Origin of the sequence: Streptomyces sp. NPDC057249 (assembly GCF_042669245.1) — a bacterium.
Classification (GTDB): Bacteria; Actinomycetota; Actinomycetes; order Streptomycetales; family Streptomycetaceae; genus Streptomyces.
The window spans coordinates 19,649-35,288 of sequence record NZ_JBHUXS010000020.1 but is presented as its reverse complement, the minus strand read 5'-3'; the positions used below and the strand labels follow the sequence as shown (position 1 = coordinate 35,288).

The following is a 15,640-nucleotide window of genomic DNA, read 5'->3' as shown; positions in this document are numbered from 1 at the left end:
CCACGATCGGCACGGGCCTTGGTCGTACGGGGGTTACGGCTCCAGGTCGGGGAAGCCGAGCGCGTCCGCGACCTTCTCATAGTCCAGCGTCGGCGCCGACTTGGGGTCCGAGATCGGCGGGGTTACCTGACGTCGGTACTGCTTCGCGGTAAAACCGCTGTGCCGGACGTGCGGCAGAACCATGCCCGGGTAGTCGCGCTCGACCTCCTCAACGGTTTCGTGGTACTCCTGCGCGTTGTGGCTCGACGTGGGAGTTGCGCACAGCAGGATGTTCTTCACCGTCGGAGCTGCGGGCGCCATGTCGCCGGAGAACTCCCTCTGCATGCGAAGCAGCTCCTTCAGCAGCTTTTCGAGCGCCCCTGACTCCTTCCCAGTGACCAGCAAGGGCGGGATCACCTCATCGTCTTCGGTCATGCCGAACAGCAGGCTGAGCGTGAGCTTGCCGTAGTTCGCGGGCAGGTCCAGCAGCCAGACCTCGCGTTCGTGAGCTTCCAAGGTGCCCTTGGTGTACTGCCCCGTCAGGTTGTAGAACCAGCTGAATTTGTTCGGCTTGTTCGCCAGGAGGGTGTCTGTGTCCGTGAGCTGGCTGTCGCCGTGCACCACGTACAGGTTGGGGATCTCCTTGAAGAGCGGGTTGTTGTTCTCGTCGTAGCCCGTTCGGTAGCGGGCTGAAACCGTGGCCTCTTCAAGAGTGCACAGGCCCTGAATGAGGTCCCATACGGTCTTCTGACCTGGCTCCTTGTGCTCTTCGCGGCGGCCCAGGATCTCGGAGGTGTTGCACTGGGGGTCCAGGTCGAAGATGCGGACGATGTACCCGCGTAGGGCAAGGACCGTTCCGAGGATGGTGGTCGTGCTGGTTTTCGCCGTCCCACCTGCGGCGAGGACCATCGCCAGAATGAGCGGGTGAAGACGCCCGCGCGGCCGAAGGTCTCGATGGGTGACGAGTGTGGTTTTCGCTGTACTCACGGTGTACTCCGGGGAGTCGGAAGGACAAGAGGGTGTTAGCCCTCGGTGGGCTGCTTCTTGGGAACGGATACGTTGTGCCGAGTCAGCTCTCGGACTTCCCAGTCCGTCTCGGGGACGTAGCCGGTGCTCTCGATGAGCAGCTGCACATGTGCGGCGTCGTGTTGGTCCCAGGTACGACGCCGACGGTCAGCCGCACGAATCTCGCTCGCAGCAAGTGCGGTGGCGAACGTGACCCGCGCAATCAACTCTGGATCGCGCGAGGAGAGTACCGCCTGGTGGTACGCGTCCGCGTTGCTCACGTCGAAACCGAGCTTGTTGGCCTTCCGCAACCACACATGTGCCTTCGCCCGTGCAGCCTCCTGCTTGAAGGGCACCAGCAGGGCCCGCGCCATGGTTCCGGCGACCTGCTCGGATGTTGCATAGTCGTCACGCTGTAGGAGAGACCAGCAGGCGGCATCCCGATCCGCCGACGCTGCGTCCCTCTGGGCCGCATAGGGATCGGCGGTGGCCGTCACCTTCGAGGACTTCCGAACGGTCGGTAGCTTGGGTGGAGCAGGCGCCTCGGTCTTCTCGTCGGCCTCACCCTCTGGCTGGCTCTCGTTTTCCGGCGTATCTGGTGACGCCTGTTCGTCGGTAGTCTCGACCCGGGTCTGCGCCGGCACTACTCCACCCGCAGGCTCCAACTCGGTCGAGTCCGAAGGGGCGATCTCCCCTGTGGGGGCGGTCTCGTCCTCGGCCTCTTCGTTCGCAGTGACCGCTCCGGCGAGGACCAGGCGGACCGCCTCCTCTGCCTTAACCCCCCGCTGCTCCATGAGCTGATAGGCCCGGCTTACCGACTGCGGATCTTCCAGCTTCAGCAGCTTCCGGGCATGCGTGGGAAGCAGAGTGCCCCGGTGCACGGCTTCGGCTGCGTCGGAAGGCAGCTTCAACAACTCGGTCAGCTTGTGAACGCTGGTCGGGCCCATCTTGAGGATTCTGGCGGCCTCACGGATCGAAAGGCCGTCCTTCTCCATGGCGTCATTAAGCTGCCGGGCCTTCTCCAGGGGGGTGGGATCGGTGCGGTATGTGTTCTCCAGCAGGAGAATGCCCCGGATCTTTGGCGCCAGATCGTCGCGGACGATGCCGCGAATGGTTCGCTCCTCCGCGAGCATCGACGCTCGCCAACGATGCTCCCCGGGGCCCAAGACCCATTCCTTCGTCAGCCCTTCCGTCGCGTCCGGATGGGCCTCCGCAAACGCTGTCCGGCGGAGGAGAGTAACCGGGCTGAGCAGACCGTCCTGACGGATCGACTCCGCGAGTTCCTCAAGACCGATCATCTCGCGGTCGTTGAACGGATTGGCGTCGATGTCCTCGACGGGGACCTCGATCACATCCCCGTCTTGGTGAACGCGCTTGTACAGCTCGGATTTCGGCGTGCCGCCAGCCGACTTCGGTGGCTTTGCTGCACTCTTATTCGGTTTGTCTACTGACAGAGGCACGGTGCTCCTTGCGATGCCGTGATGATGTGAACGCGATAGAGGCTATCCGGCAGACCCCGGGGGTCTGCGCCCAGATGCCGGGGAACACGCGGTCGCTATTCCCCGGCACGCGGTCGCTGTTCCCCGGGGGAACACCTTCCGCCGACGGCGCTGGCATCCGCGACATCGTTTGCGCCTGCTCCCACCGTGTGCGGCGCAACGTGCCCGAGACGCTAGCTACAAGGGCCTCCTACCTTTCCCGGGCTTCGACACCCACCCGGGAGGACTACCCCCATGAGTTACGCGATTGACCTCGACGCCGAGCGCCGCGAGGTGCAGTACCCGCACGGCATCCCCGTGAAGCTGCGCGGTGAGCAGTTCATCTTCCCGGCGGAGGTCCCGGCCGACTGCCTCGATCCGCTCTTCTCCGACGAGCTGGACCTCATGGGCGTCATGCGGGACATCTTCAACGCGGAGGGCGACACCACGACCGACGAGGTCGTGACCCTGATCTTCCGCCGGCCGCAGCTCCCCTCCCGCTTCTACGCCGCGGTGAAGGACATCTACAAGAGCCTGCTCGGTGCCGAGGCGTACGAGAGCTTCACCGCCATCCGGCCTTCCATCGGGGACTACGTACGCCTCACCAAGGCCCTCGCCAAGGTGTACGGGGTGGACCTGGGAAAGCTCTTCGGGTCGGGCACCTCCTCCGCGAACGCTTCCGCGACGTCGAGTCCGACCTCTCCCGCTTCCACCACGGACTCGACGCCCGAGGTGTCTGGCTCCGCCCAGGACAGCCCGGATTCATCGGACTCCGACGGCTGATCTCGTACATAGACGGGCTGCCCGAAGAGTCCCGCGTCGCCTCCGGCCCCATCGGCGGCTGGACGGTACACACCGAACTCCTCGCGCAGCTCATCGAGGAAGTCTCGCTGCTCGTCGCCGACCAGCGCCGCAAGGACCCCCGAACCATCGAGCGGCCCTACCCGACGCCGTCCGACTCGGGTGTTCCCCAGGGGAACAGCACGCCGGCGCAGCAGCCCGCCCCCATGAACGGGCACCGCAAGATGCTCGCGGCCGCTGCCCGGAGAGGAATGGTGCGCCCCCATGCCTGAAGGGTTGCAGGCAGGCCGCCTTGAGGTCACCGTCGTCGCCGCCCTCGACGGCTTCGCCGCGGCCCTGCGCACCAAGGTCGAGGCAGCGGCCGAGGGCCTGGCCGTCAAGGTCAAGGTCAAGGTAGACGACAAGGGCCTGCGCAAGCGCCTGGAGAAGGCCGTCAAGAAGGCGTCCAAGGGCGTCGAGGCTAAGGTCCGCATCAAGGTCGCCGAGGAGAAGACCCGGCTGCGGGAGGAGATCAGCAGCCTCACCCAGGCCGCGGCCGACGATGTCGCCGTGAACCTTCCGGTTCGCGTCGGTGACCCGGATGACCGCGGCCGCCAGGGCGGGCTGCTGCGCCGCATACGCGGGTCCCTGCGGCGGCTGGTGACCCGTGCCGCGCGCGATCCTGACACCACCGTCCAGGTGCCCGTACGGATTCCGCGAACGGCGGAAGGCACACTGCGCAACCAGGTCGGCCGGGTCGTCCGCGTCGCGCGCCGACAGCTGCGCACGGTATGGGGCGACGCGATGACCCCAACCAGGGGCGCGCTCAGCCGACTCGTGCGGGAACTCGGACGGATCACCGCGACAGCCGGCCGTGAGACGAGCTCTGCGTTCAACCGGTCCTTCTGGACGATGCTCGGCAGCCAGGGCACCCGTGTCCGCTCACTGGCCACGACGGTGCGGGTGCGGGTCGCCAGCGGCATGGACGCCGTCCGGTCCTTCGGCCAGGAGCTGCGGCACTTCGTCGGCGTCCACAGCCGCGACGTCGCGGCCCGCGTCCGCATCGCTGCGCTGTGGCGGCCGGACTGGAAGGACATCGGCCGCAACCTCCGCCGTCTCGGCGAAGAGATGTCCGACGCCCTGGCGCTCGCCCTCGGCGGCCGCACCGGCGGTGAGGGCTGGATAGAAACGCTCCTCGGGGGACCGCTGCGGCGGATACGGGTCCAAGTCCGGGCCGGTGTGGACATGTCCGTGTCCGCAGTCCGGGACTTCGGCCGCGACCTGCAATCCCTGGCCCGAACCCAGCGCGACCGAGTCGTCATCGGCGTCCGTCTGGCAGTGAGCTCCACCCGCAGCGCCCTGGCCGGAGTCGCGCGCAGCGTCCGCAGCGCGGGCAGCATCACCGCCCCGCTGATCGCGCGCGTACGGGTGGCCACCGAACCGGTACGCACCGCCGTACGGGGCCTGACCCGGGACATGCGGCGAATCATCGGAGACGCGACCCGCGATACGCGGGCCGCGGTACGAGTCGCTGTCCGGCCGGCAACGGACGCGGCCAAGACCCTGACGCGCGGAGTCAGCACCATCGTCCGGCGTGCGGGCCGGGCGGCCCTCCGCATCCGGATCAGCCCGGACACCACAGAGGGACCGGGCCGATTCCGTACTGCCGTCCGTCGCCTGCTGCGCATTGGGCAGGGAGAAGCGGACCGTATCCCGCTGAACGTCCCTGTCCGACTGGGCATGCCAAACAGGCGCAGGATGCGCGGCCTGCTGCTCGCCGCCCTCATCCCCGCGATCCAGCCCATTCTCGGCGCGCTGACGCAGTACGCCTTCGGGCTCACTGCCCTCGTTTCCGCCGCTGCCCCAGCGGTCGGTGTACTGGAGGCCATCCCGGGCCTGATCGTGGCTGCTGGCACGGCCGCAATCGCCGGTGTTCTGGCGTTCAAGGGCTTCGGGACGGCGCTCTCAGCGATGGCCGAGGCGCAGAAAAAGGCCGCTGCCGGCACGAAGCTCACGAAGAGCGAGCAGCGTGAACTCAACGCCGCCCTGAAGGAGCTGACGCCGTCTGCCCGCGCGTCAGCGAAGGAGCTCCTGGGCCTTCAGGGGGCGTGGAAGAAGGTCCGCAGCGGCGCTCAGGAGTCCTTCTTCTCGAAGATCAAGGGGCAGATCAAGCCGACGGCAGAAACGTTCCTGCCGAAGTTCTCCTCCGCGATGAATGACGCGGCCGGCCAGCTCGGGAACCTCGTGGCCCGGGGTGCTCGGGCGATGCGCAGCGGTGTCTTCGCGAAGGGCTTCAAGCAGGTTGCCGGGACGGCCAGCACGGTCATCGGCCAGCTCAGCAACAGCACCGCGAACCTGGCCGGAGCGACCGGGCATTTCCTGGTGGCGTCGGGTCCGTTCGTAGAGCGCGTCGGAGCTGCGACGGAACGGTTCACCCGCTGGCTGCGCGCCTCCGCGCAGGCCGGACGGGAAACGGGCTCGCTAGCGAAATTCTTGGACCACGCGGGCGACAAGGCCGCGCAGCTCGGCCGGGCCACAGGCTCGCTCGGCAAGGGTCTGGCCGGCGTTGGCCGCGCCGCACAGGACACTGGCAATCTGCTGCTCGACAGCTTCGAGGGGACGATGACCCGGTTCGCCCGGTGGGCGAACAGCGACAAGGGCACGTTCTCGATGAAGCGGTACTTCAACGACTCCGCTTCCACCTTCCACGAGCTGAACCGGCTCGTCGGTGATCTCATGCGCGGGCTCGGGAAGATGTCCCGGGACAGCGGCATCACCGACCTGGTACGGCAGATCCGGGTCGAGCTCATGCCCGGGATCGGCCGCTTCCTGGACACCCTCGGCCGGAACATGGGCCCGACCGTGGTTGCCCTGATCTCGAACATTGCCACCGCCATTGCCCACCTGTCGGCGGCCGGTACCGGCCTCGGGTTCCTGCTGGCGTCCTTCAACGGGCTGCTGGACCTCTTCAACCGGCTGATGGCCGTGACGCCGGGCCTCGGGAAAGCCCTGGGCATCATGCTCGGCACCCTCCTGGCGCTGCGAGTCGTACGCGGCGTAACCACCATGCTCGGCGGCTTGCTCAGCAACATCCGAAACCTGGGCGCAGCATCCAGCGTCGCCAACCGCGGCATGGGCCCACAGATCAGCATGTGGCAACGCATGGGCCTCGCCTACCGCGGAGCCGCAGCCGACGCCGGCCGGATACCCCGGGCCCTGGCTGGAGCCAGTGCATCCATGGGAGTGCTGCGCCGATCCGCCGGCGGCCTCCTCGGGGCGCTCGGTGGCCCGTGGGGGGCAGCCATCACCGGCGCGGTGATCGGGCTCGGGTTCCTGGCCACACAGCAGGAGAAAAGCGCCCGGGCGGCCCAGGCCCACAAGGAGCGCATCGACTCACTGTCGCAGGCCCTGCGCGATTCGAACGGAATCATCGACGCAAACGTCCGGGCGCAGGCCGCCCAGATGCTCCAGGACATGGAGCTGGCGGACGGCAAGGGCAAGCTCATGGACGTCCTGGGGAAGGCGAACATCACCCTGGGGCAGGTCACCGACGCCTACCTGAACCAGGGCGGCTCGCTCAAGGACCTCAACACGACGTTGCAGGACACGATCGATGCGAACTGGATGATCCACCGGTCCAGCGGCGCCATCGTCCTCAACGACACGGGCCTGGCCGCCGACCGTGCCCAGAAGGCCCTCACAGAGGTAAACGGGGAACTTGAGGCGACCCAGAAGAAGAACAAGGAACTCGCGGACGCGCAGAAGAGTGCGGGCGACTCCGGCACGGACGCCTACAGCCGCTTGCAGGCAGCTGTCGAGGGTCTGTCGAAATCGACGGGGACCGCGGACACCCGGGTCGACGCCCTCAAAAGAGCCCTGGACGCGCTCACCGGCAACACGACCAGCTTCCACGACGCCCAGACGGCAGTTAACCAAGCCATTCTCTCTGTGAATGACTCGATCGACGCGAACAAGAAGAAGTTGTCTCATGCCGCCAAGACGCTCATCCAGGCAGACGGCACCATCAAGACGACCACGAAGACGGGCCAGGCGTACAACAGCGCACTGAAGGACCTGCGGGACTCTGCGGTCGATGCCGCGGTGGCAGCACTCGACATGGCAGAGGCGAACGGCAAGCCGCTCACCGAGGGACTGAAAACTGGCCAAGCCGAGATGACCAAGGCCCGTGACGCCGCGGTGCGCTACGGCCGCGATCTCGGCCTGACGAAGGAGGAGGCTGAAGGACTCGCCTCACAAATGGGGCTGATGCCCGAGACCGTGTCCATGCTCCTGAAGACCAGGGGCGTCACCGAGATCAATGCGGAACTGATCGGGCTCTCGGTTCGCCTGGCCAACCTGAAGAAGGGCACGAGCCTTGAGATTCAGGCGCCGACCGCCGAGGCGCAGAACGCCCTGGAAGGTCTCGGCTACAAGATCACCAAGATCCCGAAGTCGAAGAGCGTGAAGATCCAGGCACCGACCAATGAGGCGCGCGAGAACATCCAGGCCCTCGTGACCGACATCGCCAACGCACCAGACTCCAAGACGATTACGACGACCGCGATCGTTCGGACGGCTATCGATCAGCTGGACAGCGTGAAGGACAAGTTGGCCACCCTGAAGGGCCGGAAACTCACGATCGAAGCGCCGACGAGTACCGCGCAGGAAGCGTTGAAGGACCTCGGCTTCAAGATCCGTGAGCTGCCGGGGAAGAAGGTCGAAGTCACTGTCCCTACGGGGACGGCGAAGAAGAACGCGAGCGCCATCCAAGGCGCGATCAACAACATCGTCGGCCGCCAGGTCGGCGTAGGCGTCTACCTCAAACCGACAGCCTGGGACGTCGATGCCAACGGGGTCCCCGACAAGATCCAGGCGCAGGCCAACGGGGGCGTTGTCGACTACTTCGCCAACGGCGGCATCACCAAGGCCATCGGCAAGATCCAGGCGTTCGCCCGGGGCGGTCTCCGCCGCGAGAACCACGTCGCGCAGATCGCCCCGGCCGGCAGCTACAGGGTATGGGCGGAGCGAGAGACCGGAGGCGAGGGGTACGTACCCCTAGGGGTGTCCAAGAGGGCCCGCTCCAAGGCGATAGTCGAGGAAATCGTGCGCCGCTTCGGTGGGGCGGTTGCCTGGTACGCCAGCGGCGGCCTCACCGGTCAGCGCCAGAACGCGGTTGCGCTCAACCGCGCCGCCACAACTTCGGGGACAACAAGAGCCACGTCGGCTGTTCCCCCGGGGAACAGCGCTCTCGTCGGGGGCGACCTGAACCTGAACATTGCGGCCGTACGCGACACCAGCGAGGCGCTGCAAGACGCCATGTTTGAGCTGCGGCGCCTGAAGCTGGGAGGGAAGTAGATGAGAGACGGCGACTGGTACCTGGGGTACGGGAGCTACGACGGCCTGCCCGGCGCGGCTCTGACCTTCGGGCGGGAGCGGTCAGGGATCTACGCTCTGACCGAGCCGGAGATTGCTTTCAGCGACCCGGACGTGGGGGACGCGCCGCTGCCGGGTGAGGACGGGGTCCGGCTGGGGCGCGACTACCAGCGCTCGGCGACGGTGTCGTTCGAGCTCGGCGTGGACGCGGTGGACTACCCCGTGGACCGGAAGTGGCCGCGCGGCGACCGGTGGCTGACCTCCGGCGAGTACATCGGCGGGTGGCCCGAGGAAAACAACGAGCCTGTGGTTCTGGGCATGCTGCGCGCCGAGGGCACCCGCGAGACGTGGGCGCAGGACGGGGTGAACATGCTGCGCCAGGTGTGGCGGGCGGACTCGCTGCGGGACCGGCCCGGTGAACCGGCGTGGCTGTCGCACCGGACTGGTGGGCGCACGCGGCGCCTGTTCGGCCGGCCTCGCAAGTTCGCGGTTGCCCACTCCCGGTTCGCTTCCCAGGGGTACATCCCGGTCGTCGCCGACTTCGTGGCCGTGGATGACCGGTTCTACGACGAGGAGCGGCAGATTGCCGGGCTGTGGGACTACTCGGTGCCGCGCAGTGCGTGGCGTCCGGGCCGCGCTGGCGAGTACGCGCAGTGGGTGGCCTCCCACACGCGGAAGAAGGTCCAGATCGCGGTGGGCGGCCGGCTGGCGACCCATCCCGTCATCGTGATGCACGGCCCGTGCCGGAACCCGAAGGTGACCGTGCACGGCTTGTGGGCGGTACAGCTGTCGCTGACGCTCAAGGTCGGAGAGCACGTCACGATCGATGCCAGTCCCTGGTACCGCAACGTCACCAAGACCGCGGCGTCGGGAGCGCGGTCGGCAGTGGGAACGGCGCTGACCCGGGCCTCGCCGCGCCTGGCCGCGATGGCGGTACCGCCCGGCCGGTGGGACATGGAGCTGGCTTACAGCCGCACCGGCACCACCTACCCGGAGGGCACCGGCCCCCGCATCGAGTTCAAGTGGCGCAACGCCCACACCTGGTGGTGACCGCGGGCAGGGGGCGACGTTAGCTGTCCGGCCGGTTCAGTCTCCGCGGATCACACCCGATTCGATCCGAGGGAGACAGCGATGGCGTGGGACGGGGTGCCGTGGTTTGTGGAGAACACGGTCACATCGGAGGAGACCTTGCGGCTGATCGCGGAGGTGGCGGCCGGCGGCGGCGAGGGCATCGTCGGCCCGGCCGACCTGCTGGTCACGGCGCTCGACGCGCCCGCCGCTGCGGTCCAGGTCGGCCCCGGCGCGATGGTCGCCCGCCGGCAGGGCATCGGCCTGGCGCAGTCCTACGCCGCGCGGATGCCGACTGCGGAGCAGGTCAGCATCGAGCCCACCGGGGCCGACGGCCCGCGCAGCGACCTGATCATCGCCCGGGTCGAGGACCCGTTCGGCGGGGAGCTGTGGCCGGAACCCGAGGACCCGGCCATCGGCCCGTACGTCTACACCCGGGTGCTTTCGGACGTGCCGCCGGGGACCACGAGCATCCACGACGTCGACCCCACGTCGACGGCGGTCACGCTGGCCCGGGTCGACCTGGAGGCATCGACCGGGTCCGTCACCGCGGCGATGGTCACCGACCTGCGGCAGATGGCCCGCCCGCGCTCCCAGACCAGCCGCCACTACCTCTACCGGGCGTGGGAGACCCCGGACGAGCTCGGCCCGATCACCGACGTCTGGGAGGAGTTCCCGCTCGGTGCCTCGTGGGCGACGGTCGTCCCGGCGTGGGCCACCCACGTCTCCGTCCACATCTCCGTCACCGGCCTTCTCCACCCGGACGCCACCGCGGCCGAGGGCATGCTGCGGGTGACGTGCGGGGACCAGGCGGGGGCGCAGCTCCCCTTCGAGGCCGCGCAGGCCGGCCGGATCGCCGCGCAGACAGGCCACACGTTCGTTCTTCCCCCGGAGGAGCGCGGCCAGGTCGTGCGTATCGGCGTGGAGGGGATCGGAACGGCCGGGGTGACGGGCCTGGTGCGGGCCGATGCCGGGACCGTGCTGTGTGCCGAGATCACGTACGCGCAGGCCCCGGCGGTCGTCTGATGGGGTGGAGGTACATCGCCCAGCGCTCCACGACCGGCGACTTCCTCGACTGGGACGTGCCTTTCGTGGCGACGTCCCTGCCGAAGCGGGAGCTGAGCGGGCCAGGGGAGATGCGGGGCACCATCGAGCCGGAGTACCTGCGGCTCCTCGCGAAGCCGGACGGGCTGCCGATCATCGGGGAGTGGGCCACCACCCTGTACGCCGAGTACGACGGGCATATCCGCTGGGGCGGACTGGTCACCAGCCTCGGCTACGAGGGGCAGAAGATGAACATCGGCTGCTCGGGATACACCGCCTACCCGCACGGCATGCCCTACTTCGGGTCAGGCATCCAGGCCGCCGTCAAGATCAAGGAGAAGTGGGCGTACGACGGGAAGGACAAGAATCACGACGGCTATATCGACGGCACGCGCCCGAAGCGGAAGATGCCCAAGCGGCCGAAGGACAAGATCAGCCCCCGGTGGGAGTCCTACGACGTCTTCCGGCACATCTGGGCGCACCTCCAGAGCTACCACGGCGGGAATCTCGGCGTGACGATCGACAAGCACGACTCCGGGCACCTCCTGGGCGCGAGCAACGGCGAGGACCCTTGGACCCTGAACTGGTGGGATTTCCCGGACTGCGGGGACACGATCGATGAGGTGATGCGCCTGGCCAAGGCCGACTACATGGAGTCCCACCGCTGGGACGGCTCCAAGGAGAAGGTGATCCACCACATCGACCTCGGGCACAAGCGCCTGGGCCGGCAGCGCACCGACCTCCGCTTCGCGCAGGGCGAGAACATCGTGGAGATCGCGACCCCGTCCGGACAGGGCGACGAGTTCGCGAACACCGTCTACGCACTCGGCAAGGGCGTCGGGCGGAAAACCGCGAAGGTCCGCCTCGTCCGGGACGACAAGCGGCTGCGCCGCGCCCGGGTCTTCACCTTCAAGAGCACGGCGAACTTGAAGCTGCTCACGGAGTACGGGCAGACGCAGCTCTCCCGGCACTCCGAGCAGATCACCATCCCGTCGATCGCGATCAAGCAGCACCAGAACGCACCGCTGGGCAGCTGGTGCCTGGGCGACCGCATCCTCGTCCAGGTCGAGATTCCGTGGCTCGGCGAGCTTGCCCTGTGGCACCGGATCATGGCCGAGGAGATCGACCCGGCCGCCGGCGCCGCCATCCTCACCCTGGCCCGCTCCGACCACTACGGCTGAGCCCGCGACGCTAACCCGCCCGCCCCTTCATCCTCTCCACTCCACACCACCGGAGGAGGAAGGGGGCGGGGCGGGTGCCGTCGTCATTCGGGCTGGACGAACGCGAGAAGGCCAAGCAGTTCGGCGCGTACTTCAAGGCCCTTGAGGACCGGATCACCGCGCTGGAGCGCGCCAACCCGCTCACGAACGCCTCGATCGAGGGCGGCGCGCTCGACATCTACGACGCCGACGGCACCCTCCGTGCGCAGATCGGCGTTCAGGACGACGGCACCGTCGCGCTCGCCCCCCGCAACTCGCAGCCGCCACCGACACCGACGGCACCGGCCGTCGAGACCAAGCTCGCCGGTCTCGTGGTGGCGTGGGACGGGGCATGGGCCGACGCGGAAGCAGCGCCGGCCGACTTCGCTCTCGTCCAGGTCCACGTCGGACCCGCCCCGGACTTCCTCCCGGACCTGACGACGCTCGCGGCCACCATCACGGCCCCGCTCGGCGGCGCCGCCACGATCTCCGTTGAGGGCTACGCCCCGGTGTGGGTGCGCCTGGTCGCGGCCAACACCGCGGCGGTTACCGGCGAGGCAAGCACGGCCGTGCAGGGCACGCCCCGCCAGGCCGTCGGCGACGACCTCGTGAACCAGATCATCGACGAGACGAAGCTCGCCGAAGCCGCAGTGACCGAGGCAAAGATCGCGCTCGGCGCGGTCGGCTCCCCAGCCCTCGCCAAGGGGGCCGTCACCCTGAACGCGCTCGGCGGAGCCGTCTCCGACCTTGCCGCGCAACGGTACGTCGACACCATGACCGACCCGTCGGCATGGCAAGTCCTGGGCCAAGCCCCCGGCGCCAAGTGGGAACTCCTCGGCAACGTTGCCGACGCCCGGACCGGGCAGAACGTCGGCCAGGCCACCGGCTACACCGCACTACGCGGCACCGTGCAGATCGCCTACGACCCCGAAGTCCTCTATCGGGTGTCGGTCCGGACCCGGACCACCGTCGCCTCTACCACCGGCACCGACCGGCTGTACATCGGCGTCCTGGGCCTCGCCGCCGACGGAAAGACGTACGTCAACCGAGCCGGCGAGAACTCCTACGTCTCACAGCACTACTGCGCAGCATCCTCCGCCTCCCAGCCCGCCGGCGGCGGCTGGGTCACCTACACCGGTTACATCCAGGGCCTGGCCGCACCCGGCGCGCCCGGCAATGGCGGCGCCTACCCCGACCCCCGGGCCCCGGGCGTTCTGCACGGCGACGTGCGCTTCATCTCGCCGGCGCTCTGGCTCAACTTCGGGTCGGGCTCGACGTCGGCGGCCGGCGTCATGCAAGTCGACGCCGTCACCATCGAAGCCCTCAAGACCGGGGTGGTCAACGGCACCAACCTGGTTGTGGGGTCCGTCGCGACAGCCCACCTGGCCACAGACTCCGTGGCCGCCGGGAAGATCGCTGCGGACGCGGTCAGCGCCCGCGAGATCCTGGCCAAGTCCATCACCACGGAAAAGCTCGTGGGCCTGGCCGTCACCGCCGAGAAGATCGCCGCTCTGGCCATCACCACGGCCAAACTCGACGCCTTGGCCGTGACCGCGGACAAGCTCGCAGTGAACTCCGTGACCGCGACGAAGATCGCGGCGGGCGCGATCGAGGCGACCCACATCAAGGCCGGAGCGATCACGGCGGAGAAAATCGACGCCGACGCCCTCAACGGCAAGACCATCACCGGTGCCGTCATCCAGACCGCCGCCACCGGCAACCGGGTGCTGGTCACCAACACCGACTCCACCGGGGTGGTGCGCTTTTTCAACACGTCCGGGGACCTCTCCGCCGACATCTCGGCAGGCACCGACCGCGACGGCATGCAGGCCCTCGTCATCCAGGGCCCTACCCGCTTCGTCGCCTGGCCCAGCCGGCCCGTGCTGACGCTGGCCGCCGACGACACTGTCGGCACGGCAATCCTCAAGGCCGACCGCGTCACCTTCCAAGGCTCCGCCCGGGCGCCGGCCGACTTCATCCCGCAGACACGGTTCCTGGTCGAGGGCTATCTGTCCGCCCGGAACATCGAGGTCGGACGCGTACGAATCACACCCACCCCGAACGTCCCCACCTCCATGACCGTCACCGGACTCCGATTCCCGGTGGGCTCCAAGACCTTCCGCGGCGTGGCAACGCCCGTCACCACCGTCGTCGGAACGGACGTCAAGGGCGTCTCAATCACCGACCAGACCGACACGTCCATGACCGTCTGGGTCACCCGCACCGACAACGCCGCCACCAACATCGACTACATCGTGATCGCGAAGGACTGAGAAAGCGATGACCGCTGAAAGCGAAAAACCCACGTCCACGCGGATGGTCATCACGTGCCACACGCCCGGGTGCCCCTCCGAGGGAATCCAGTACGTGGCCGCGATGTACCCCAACGCCGAACCGCCGGTCTGGGCCGCGATGTGCGCCGGCTGCGACTGGCTCGTCGCCGACATCGTCCCCGCTGTCTGAGACGCAAGCCTCCCGAGTAGTGCAGCTTTCGTGTCGCGGGGAGCCGCGGGCTGAAGGGCCCCGGCTCCCGCGCACCCATCTGACGATCACAAGCGAGGAGGCGGCCATGGAGTGGCTCACCTCCCTGGCGCCTGTCCTTACCCCGCTGTTCGGCATGACCGGCGTCCTCGGCGGGGCCTGGCTGGTCTACAGGACCAACACCAAGAAGAACAGCACCGATGCCGCAGTCGCCGAAGGACAGACGTTCGTCTCCTCCATGAAAACGGTGACCGAGGGGTTCACCACCCTGCTCGAACAGCAGAGGTCGGTCAACGAGTCCACGATGGCCCGGGTCACGACTCTTGAAGAGCGGCAGGTCGACCTGGAGCGCAAGGTCGAGCGCCTGGAAGAGGAGCAGCGGCAGTGGCGGCGCTGGAAGGCCGCGGCGCTGGAGTACATCAGTGACCTGCGGGACCTGGTGGCAAGGACGCTCGGGCGGCCGGCCCCCGTGCCGCCGGAGGAGATCAGGGCCGACGTGGACGCCCAGGACCGAGACTGACCGCCCGCGCCCGCACGCCGCGACGCAAGCCCTCGCCTGCCGCCACTCTTCCGCCGTCTCACTCTCTTCTAACAGACGGGAAACCCCATGTCCTCCACCCTTCAGCTCGTCGGTACCGGCTCCGCCGTTGGCGGCCTCATGCCCCTGATCACCGCCGTAGTCCAGCGCCCCGAGTGGTCCGTACGGGCCAAGAAGATCGTCGCCGCCCTCATGGCGCTGCTCGCCGGCGTCGCCACCGTGGCCTCGACCAACGGCTTGGGCCAGCTCCAGCACGGCCTTCCCACGCTGGGCACCATCGGAGCGGTCCTCGCCGTCTCCCAGAGCGCGCACGATCTGATCTGGAAGCCCAGCGGCATCGCCCCGGCCATCGAGTCGATTACCAGCCCGAAGACGTCCCCTGCGGCCGAATAGGGCCGCACAATGGCGGTCCGGCGGAGCCGCGCAGGTATCATCCGCTGTAGGTGGCCGCCGTGCCGCCGATCTCACCGTCGCAGGTAAGCCCCGCGGTTCCATTCCTCTCCCGCCTCGGTGGGATTGAGAAGGGAGCGTGCCGCTCAGGGCTCCGAGCAAACTGCGTTCCTTCGGGAACCCAGGGTCGGGTACCGGCCGCTATCCGGGACGATCCGGCTCGCGGGGAGATCGGTCGCAGGGCGGCCACCTTGCCCATACCCCAACCTCGGCGCAGCCGACCGACCGACTTCAGGAGGGCCAGC

The 15,640-nt window shown here is 68.2% G+C and carries 10 protein-coding genes; 8 read left to right on the top strand and 2 right to left on the bottom strand.

Annotation, left to right across the window (positions count from 1 at the left end; translation table 11 throughout):
- Positions 1 to 33 precede the first annotated feature (33 nt).
- Together ACFUJY_RS29240 and ACFUJY_RS29235 are read right to left on the bottom strand one after the other, a co-directional pair.
- The gene (locus ACFUJY_RS29240; RefSeq protein ID WP_383305213.1) at positions 34 to 966 is read right to left on the bottom strand and encodes a ParA family protein; all 933 of its coding nucleotides are present in this window, start codon (positions 964 to 966) and stop codon (positions 34 to 36) included.
- Between the two features lie 35 nt (positions 967 to 1,001).
- The gene (locus ACFUJY_RS29235) at positions 1,002 to 2,444 is read right to left on the bottom strand and encodes a ParB/RepB/Spo0J family partition protein (protein WP_383305211.1); all 1,443 of its coding nucleotides are present in this window, start codon (positions 2,442 to 2,444) and stop codon (positions 1,002 to 1,004) included.
- Between the two features lie 273 nt (positions 2,445 to 2,717).
- Between ACFUJY_RS29235 and ACFUJY_RS29230 the strand changes: the two genes are divergently transcribed.
- The 8 genes from ACFUJY_RS29230 to ACFUJY_RS29195 all read left to right on the top strand — a co-directional run bounded on the left by ACFUJY_RS29230 (position 2,718) and on the right by ACFUJY_RS29195 (position 15,338).
- Positions 2,718 to 3,245 (top strand): hypothetical protein, encoded by a 528-nt coding sequence (locus ACFUJY_RS29230; RefSeq protein ID WP_383305209.1) that lies wholly within the window; start codon positions 2,718 to 2,720, stop codon positions 3,243 to 3,245.
- Positions 3,246 to 3,527: 282 nt separating this feature from the next.
- Positions 3,528 to 8,597: a hypothetical protein gene (locus ACFUJY_RS29225; RefSeq protein WP_383305207.1), complete on the top strand. Its 5,070-nt coding sequence runs from the start codon at positions 3,528 to 3,530 to the stop codon at positions 8,595 to 8,597.
- Positions 8,598 to 9,665 (top strand): hypothetical protein, encoded by a 1,068-nt coding sequence (locus tag ACFUJY_RS29220; RefSeq protein ID WP_383305205.1) that lies wholly within the window; start codon positions 8,598 to 8,600, stop codon positions 9,663 to 9,665.
- Positions 9,666 to 9,746: 81 nt separating this feature from the next.
- The gene (locus ACFUJY_RS29215; protein ID WP_383305203.1) at positions 9,747 to 10,709 is read left to right on the top strand and encodes a hypothetical protein; all 963 of its coding nucleotides are present in this window, start codon (positions 9,747 to 9,749) and stop codon (positions 10,707 to 10,709) included.
- Positions 10,709 to 11,908: a hypothetical protein gene (locus ACFUJY_RS29210; protein ID WP_383305201.1), complete on the top strand. Its 1,200-nt coding sequence runs from the start codon at positions 10,709 to 10,711 to the stop codon at positions 11,906 to 11,908. The genes ACFUJY_RS29215 and ACFUJY_RS29210 overlap by 1 nt, the downstream gene beginning before the upstream one ends.
- A 74-nt stretch (positions 11,909 to 11,982) precedes the next feature.
- Positions 11,983 to 14,199, top strand: coding sequence for a hypothetical protein (locus tag ACFUJY_RS29205; RefSeq protein WP_383305199.1), 2,217 nt, complete (start codon positions 11,983 to 11,985; stop codon positions 14,197 to 14,199).
- A gap of 296 nt (positions 14,200 to 14,495) precedes the next feature.
- The gene (locus ACFUJY_RS29200; RefSeq protein ID WP_383305197.1) at positions 14,496 to 14,927 is read left to right on the top strand and encodes a hypothetical protein; all 432 of its coding nucleotides are present in this window, start codon (positions 14,496 to 14,498) and stop codon (positions 14,925 to 14,927) included.
- Positions 14,928 to 15,014: 87 nt separating this feature from the next.
- A complete protein-coding gene (locus ACFUJY_RS29195; RefSeq protein WP_383305195.1) occupies positions 15,015 to 15,338 on the top strand; it encodes a hypothetical protein in 324 nt (107 codons plus the stop codon).
- The last annotated feature ends 302 nt before the right edge of the window (positions 15,339 to 15,640 follow it).

Excerpts from the sequence above, each read along its gene's own strand:
- ACFUJY_RS29230 (WP_383305209.1), top strand. The coding sequence starts at position 2,718 with ATGAGTTACGCGATTGACCTCGACGCCGAGCGCCGCGAGGTGCAGTAC.
- ACFUJY_RS29225 (WP_383305207.1), top strand. The coding sequence starts at position 3,528 with ATGCCTGAAGGGTTGCAGGCAGGCCGCCTTGAGGTCACCGTCGTCGCC.
- ACFUJY_RS29220 (WP_383305205.1), top strand. The coding sequence starts at position 8,598 with ATGAGAGACGGCGACTGGTACCTGGGGTACGGGAGCTACGACGGCCTG.
- ACFUJY_RS29215 (WP_383305203.1), top strand. The coding sequence starts at position 9,747 with ATGGCGTGGGACGGGGTGCCGTGGTTTGTGGAGAACACGGTCACATCG.
- ACFUJY_RS29210 (WP_383305201.1), top strand. The coding sequence starts at position 10,709 with ATGGGGTGGAGGTACATCGCCCAGCGCTCCACGACCGGCGACTTCCTC.
- ACFUJY_RS29200 (WP_383305197.1), top strand. The coding sequence starts at position 14,496 with ATGGAGTGGCTCACCTCCCTGGCGCCTGTCCTTACCCCGCTGTTCGGC.
- ACFUJY_RS29195 (WP_383305195.1), top strand. The coding sequence starts at position 15,015 with ATGTCCTCCACCCTTCAGCTCGTCGGTACCGGCTCCGCCGTTGGCGGC.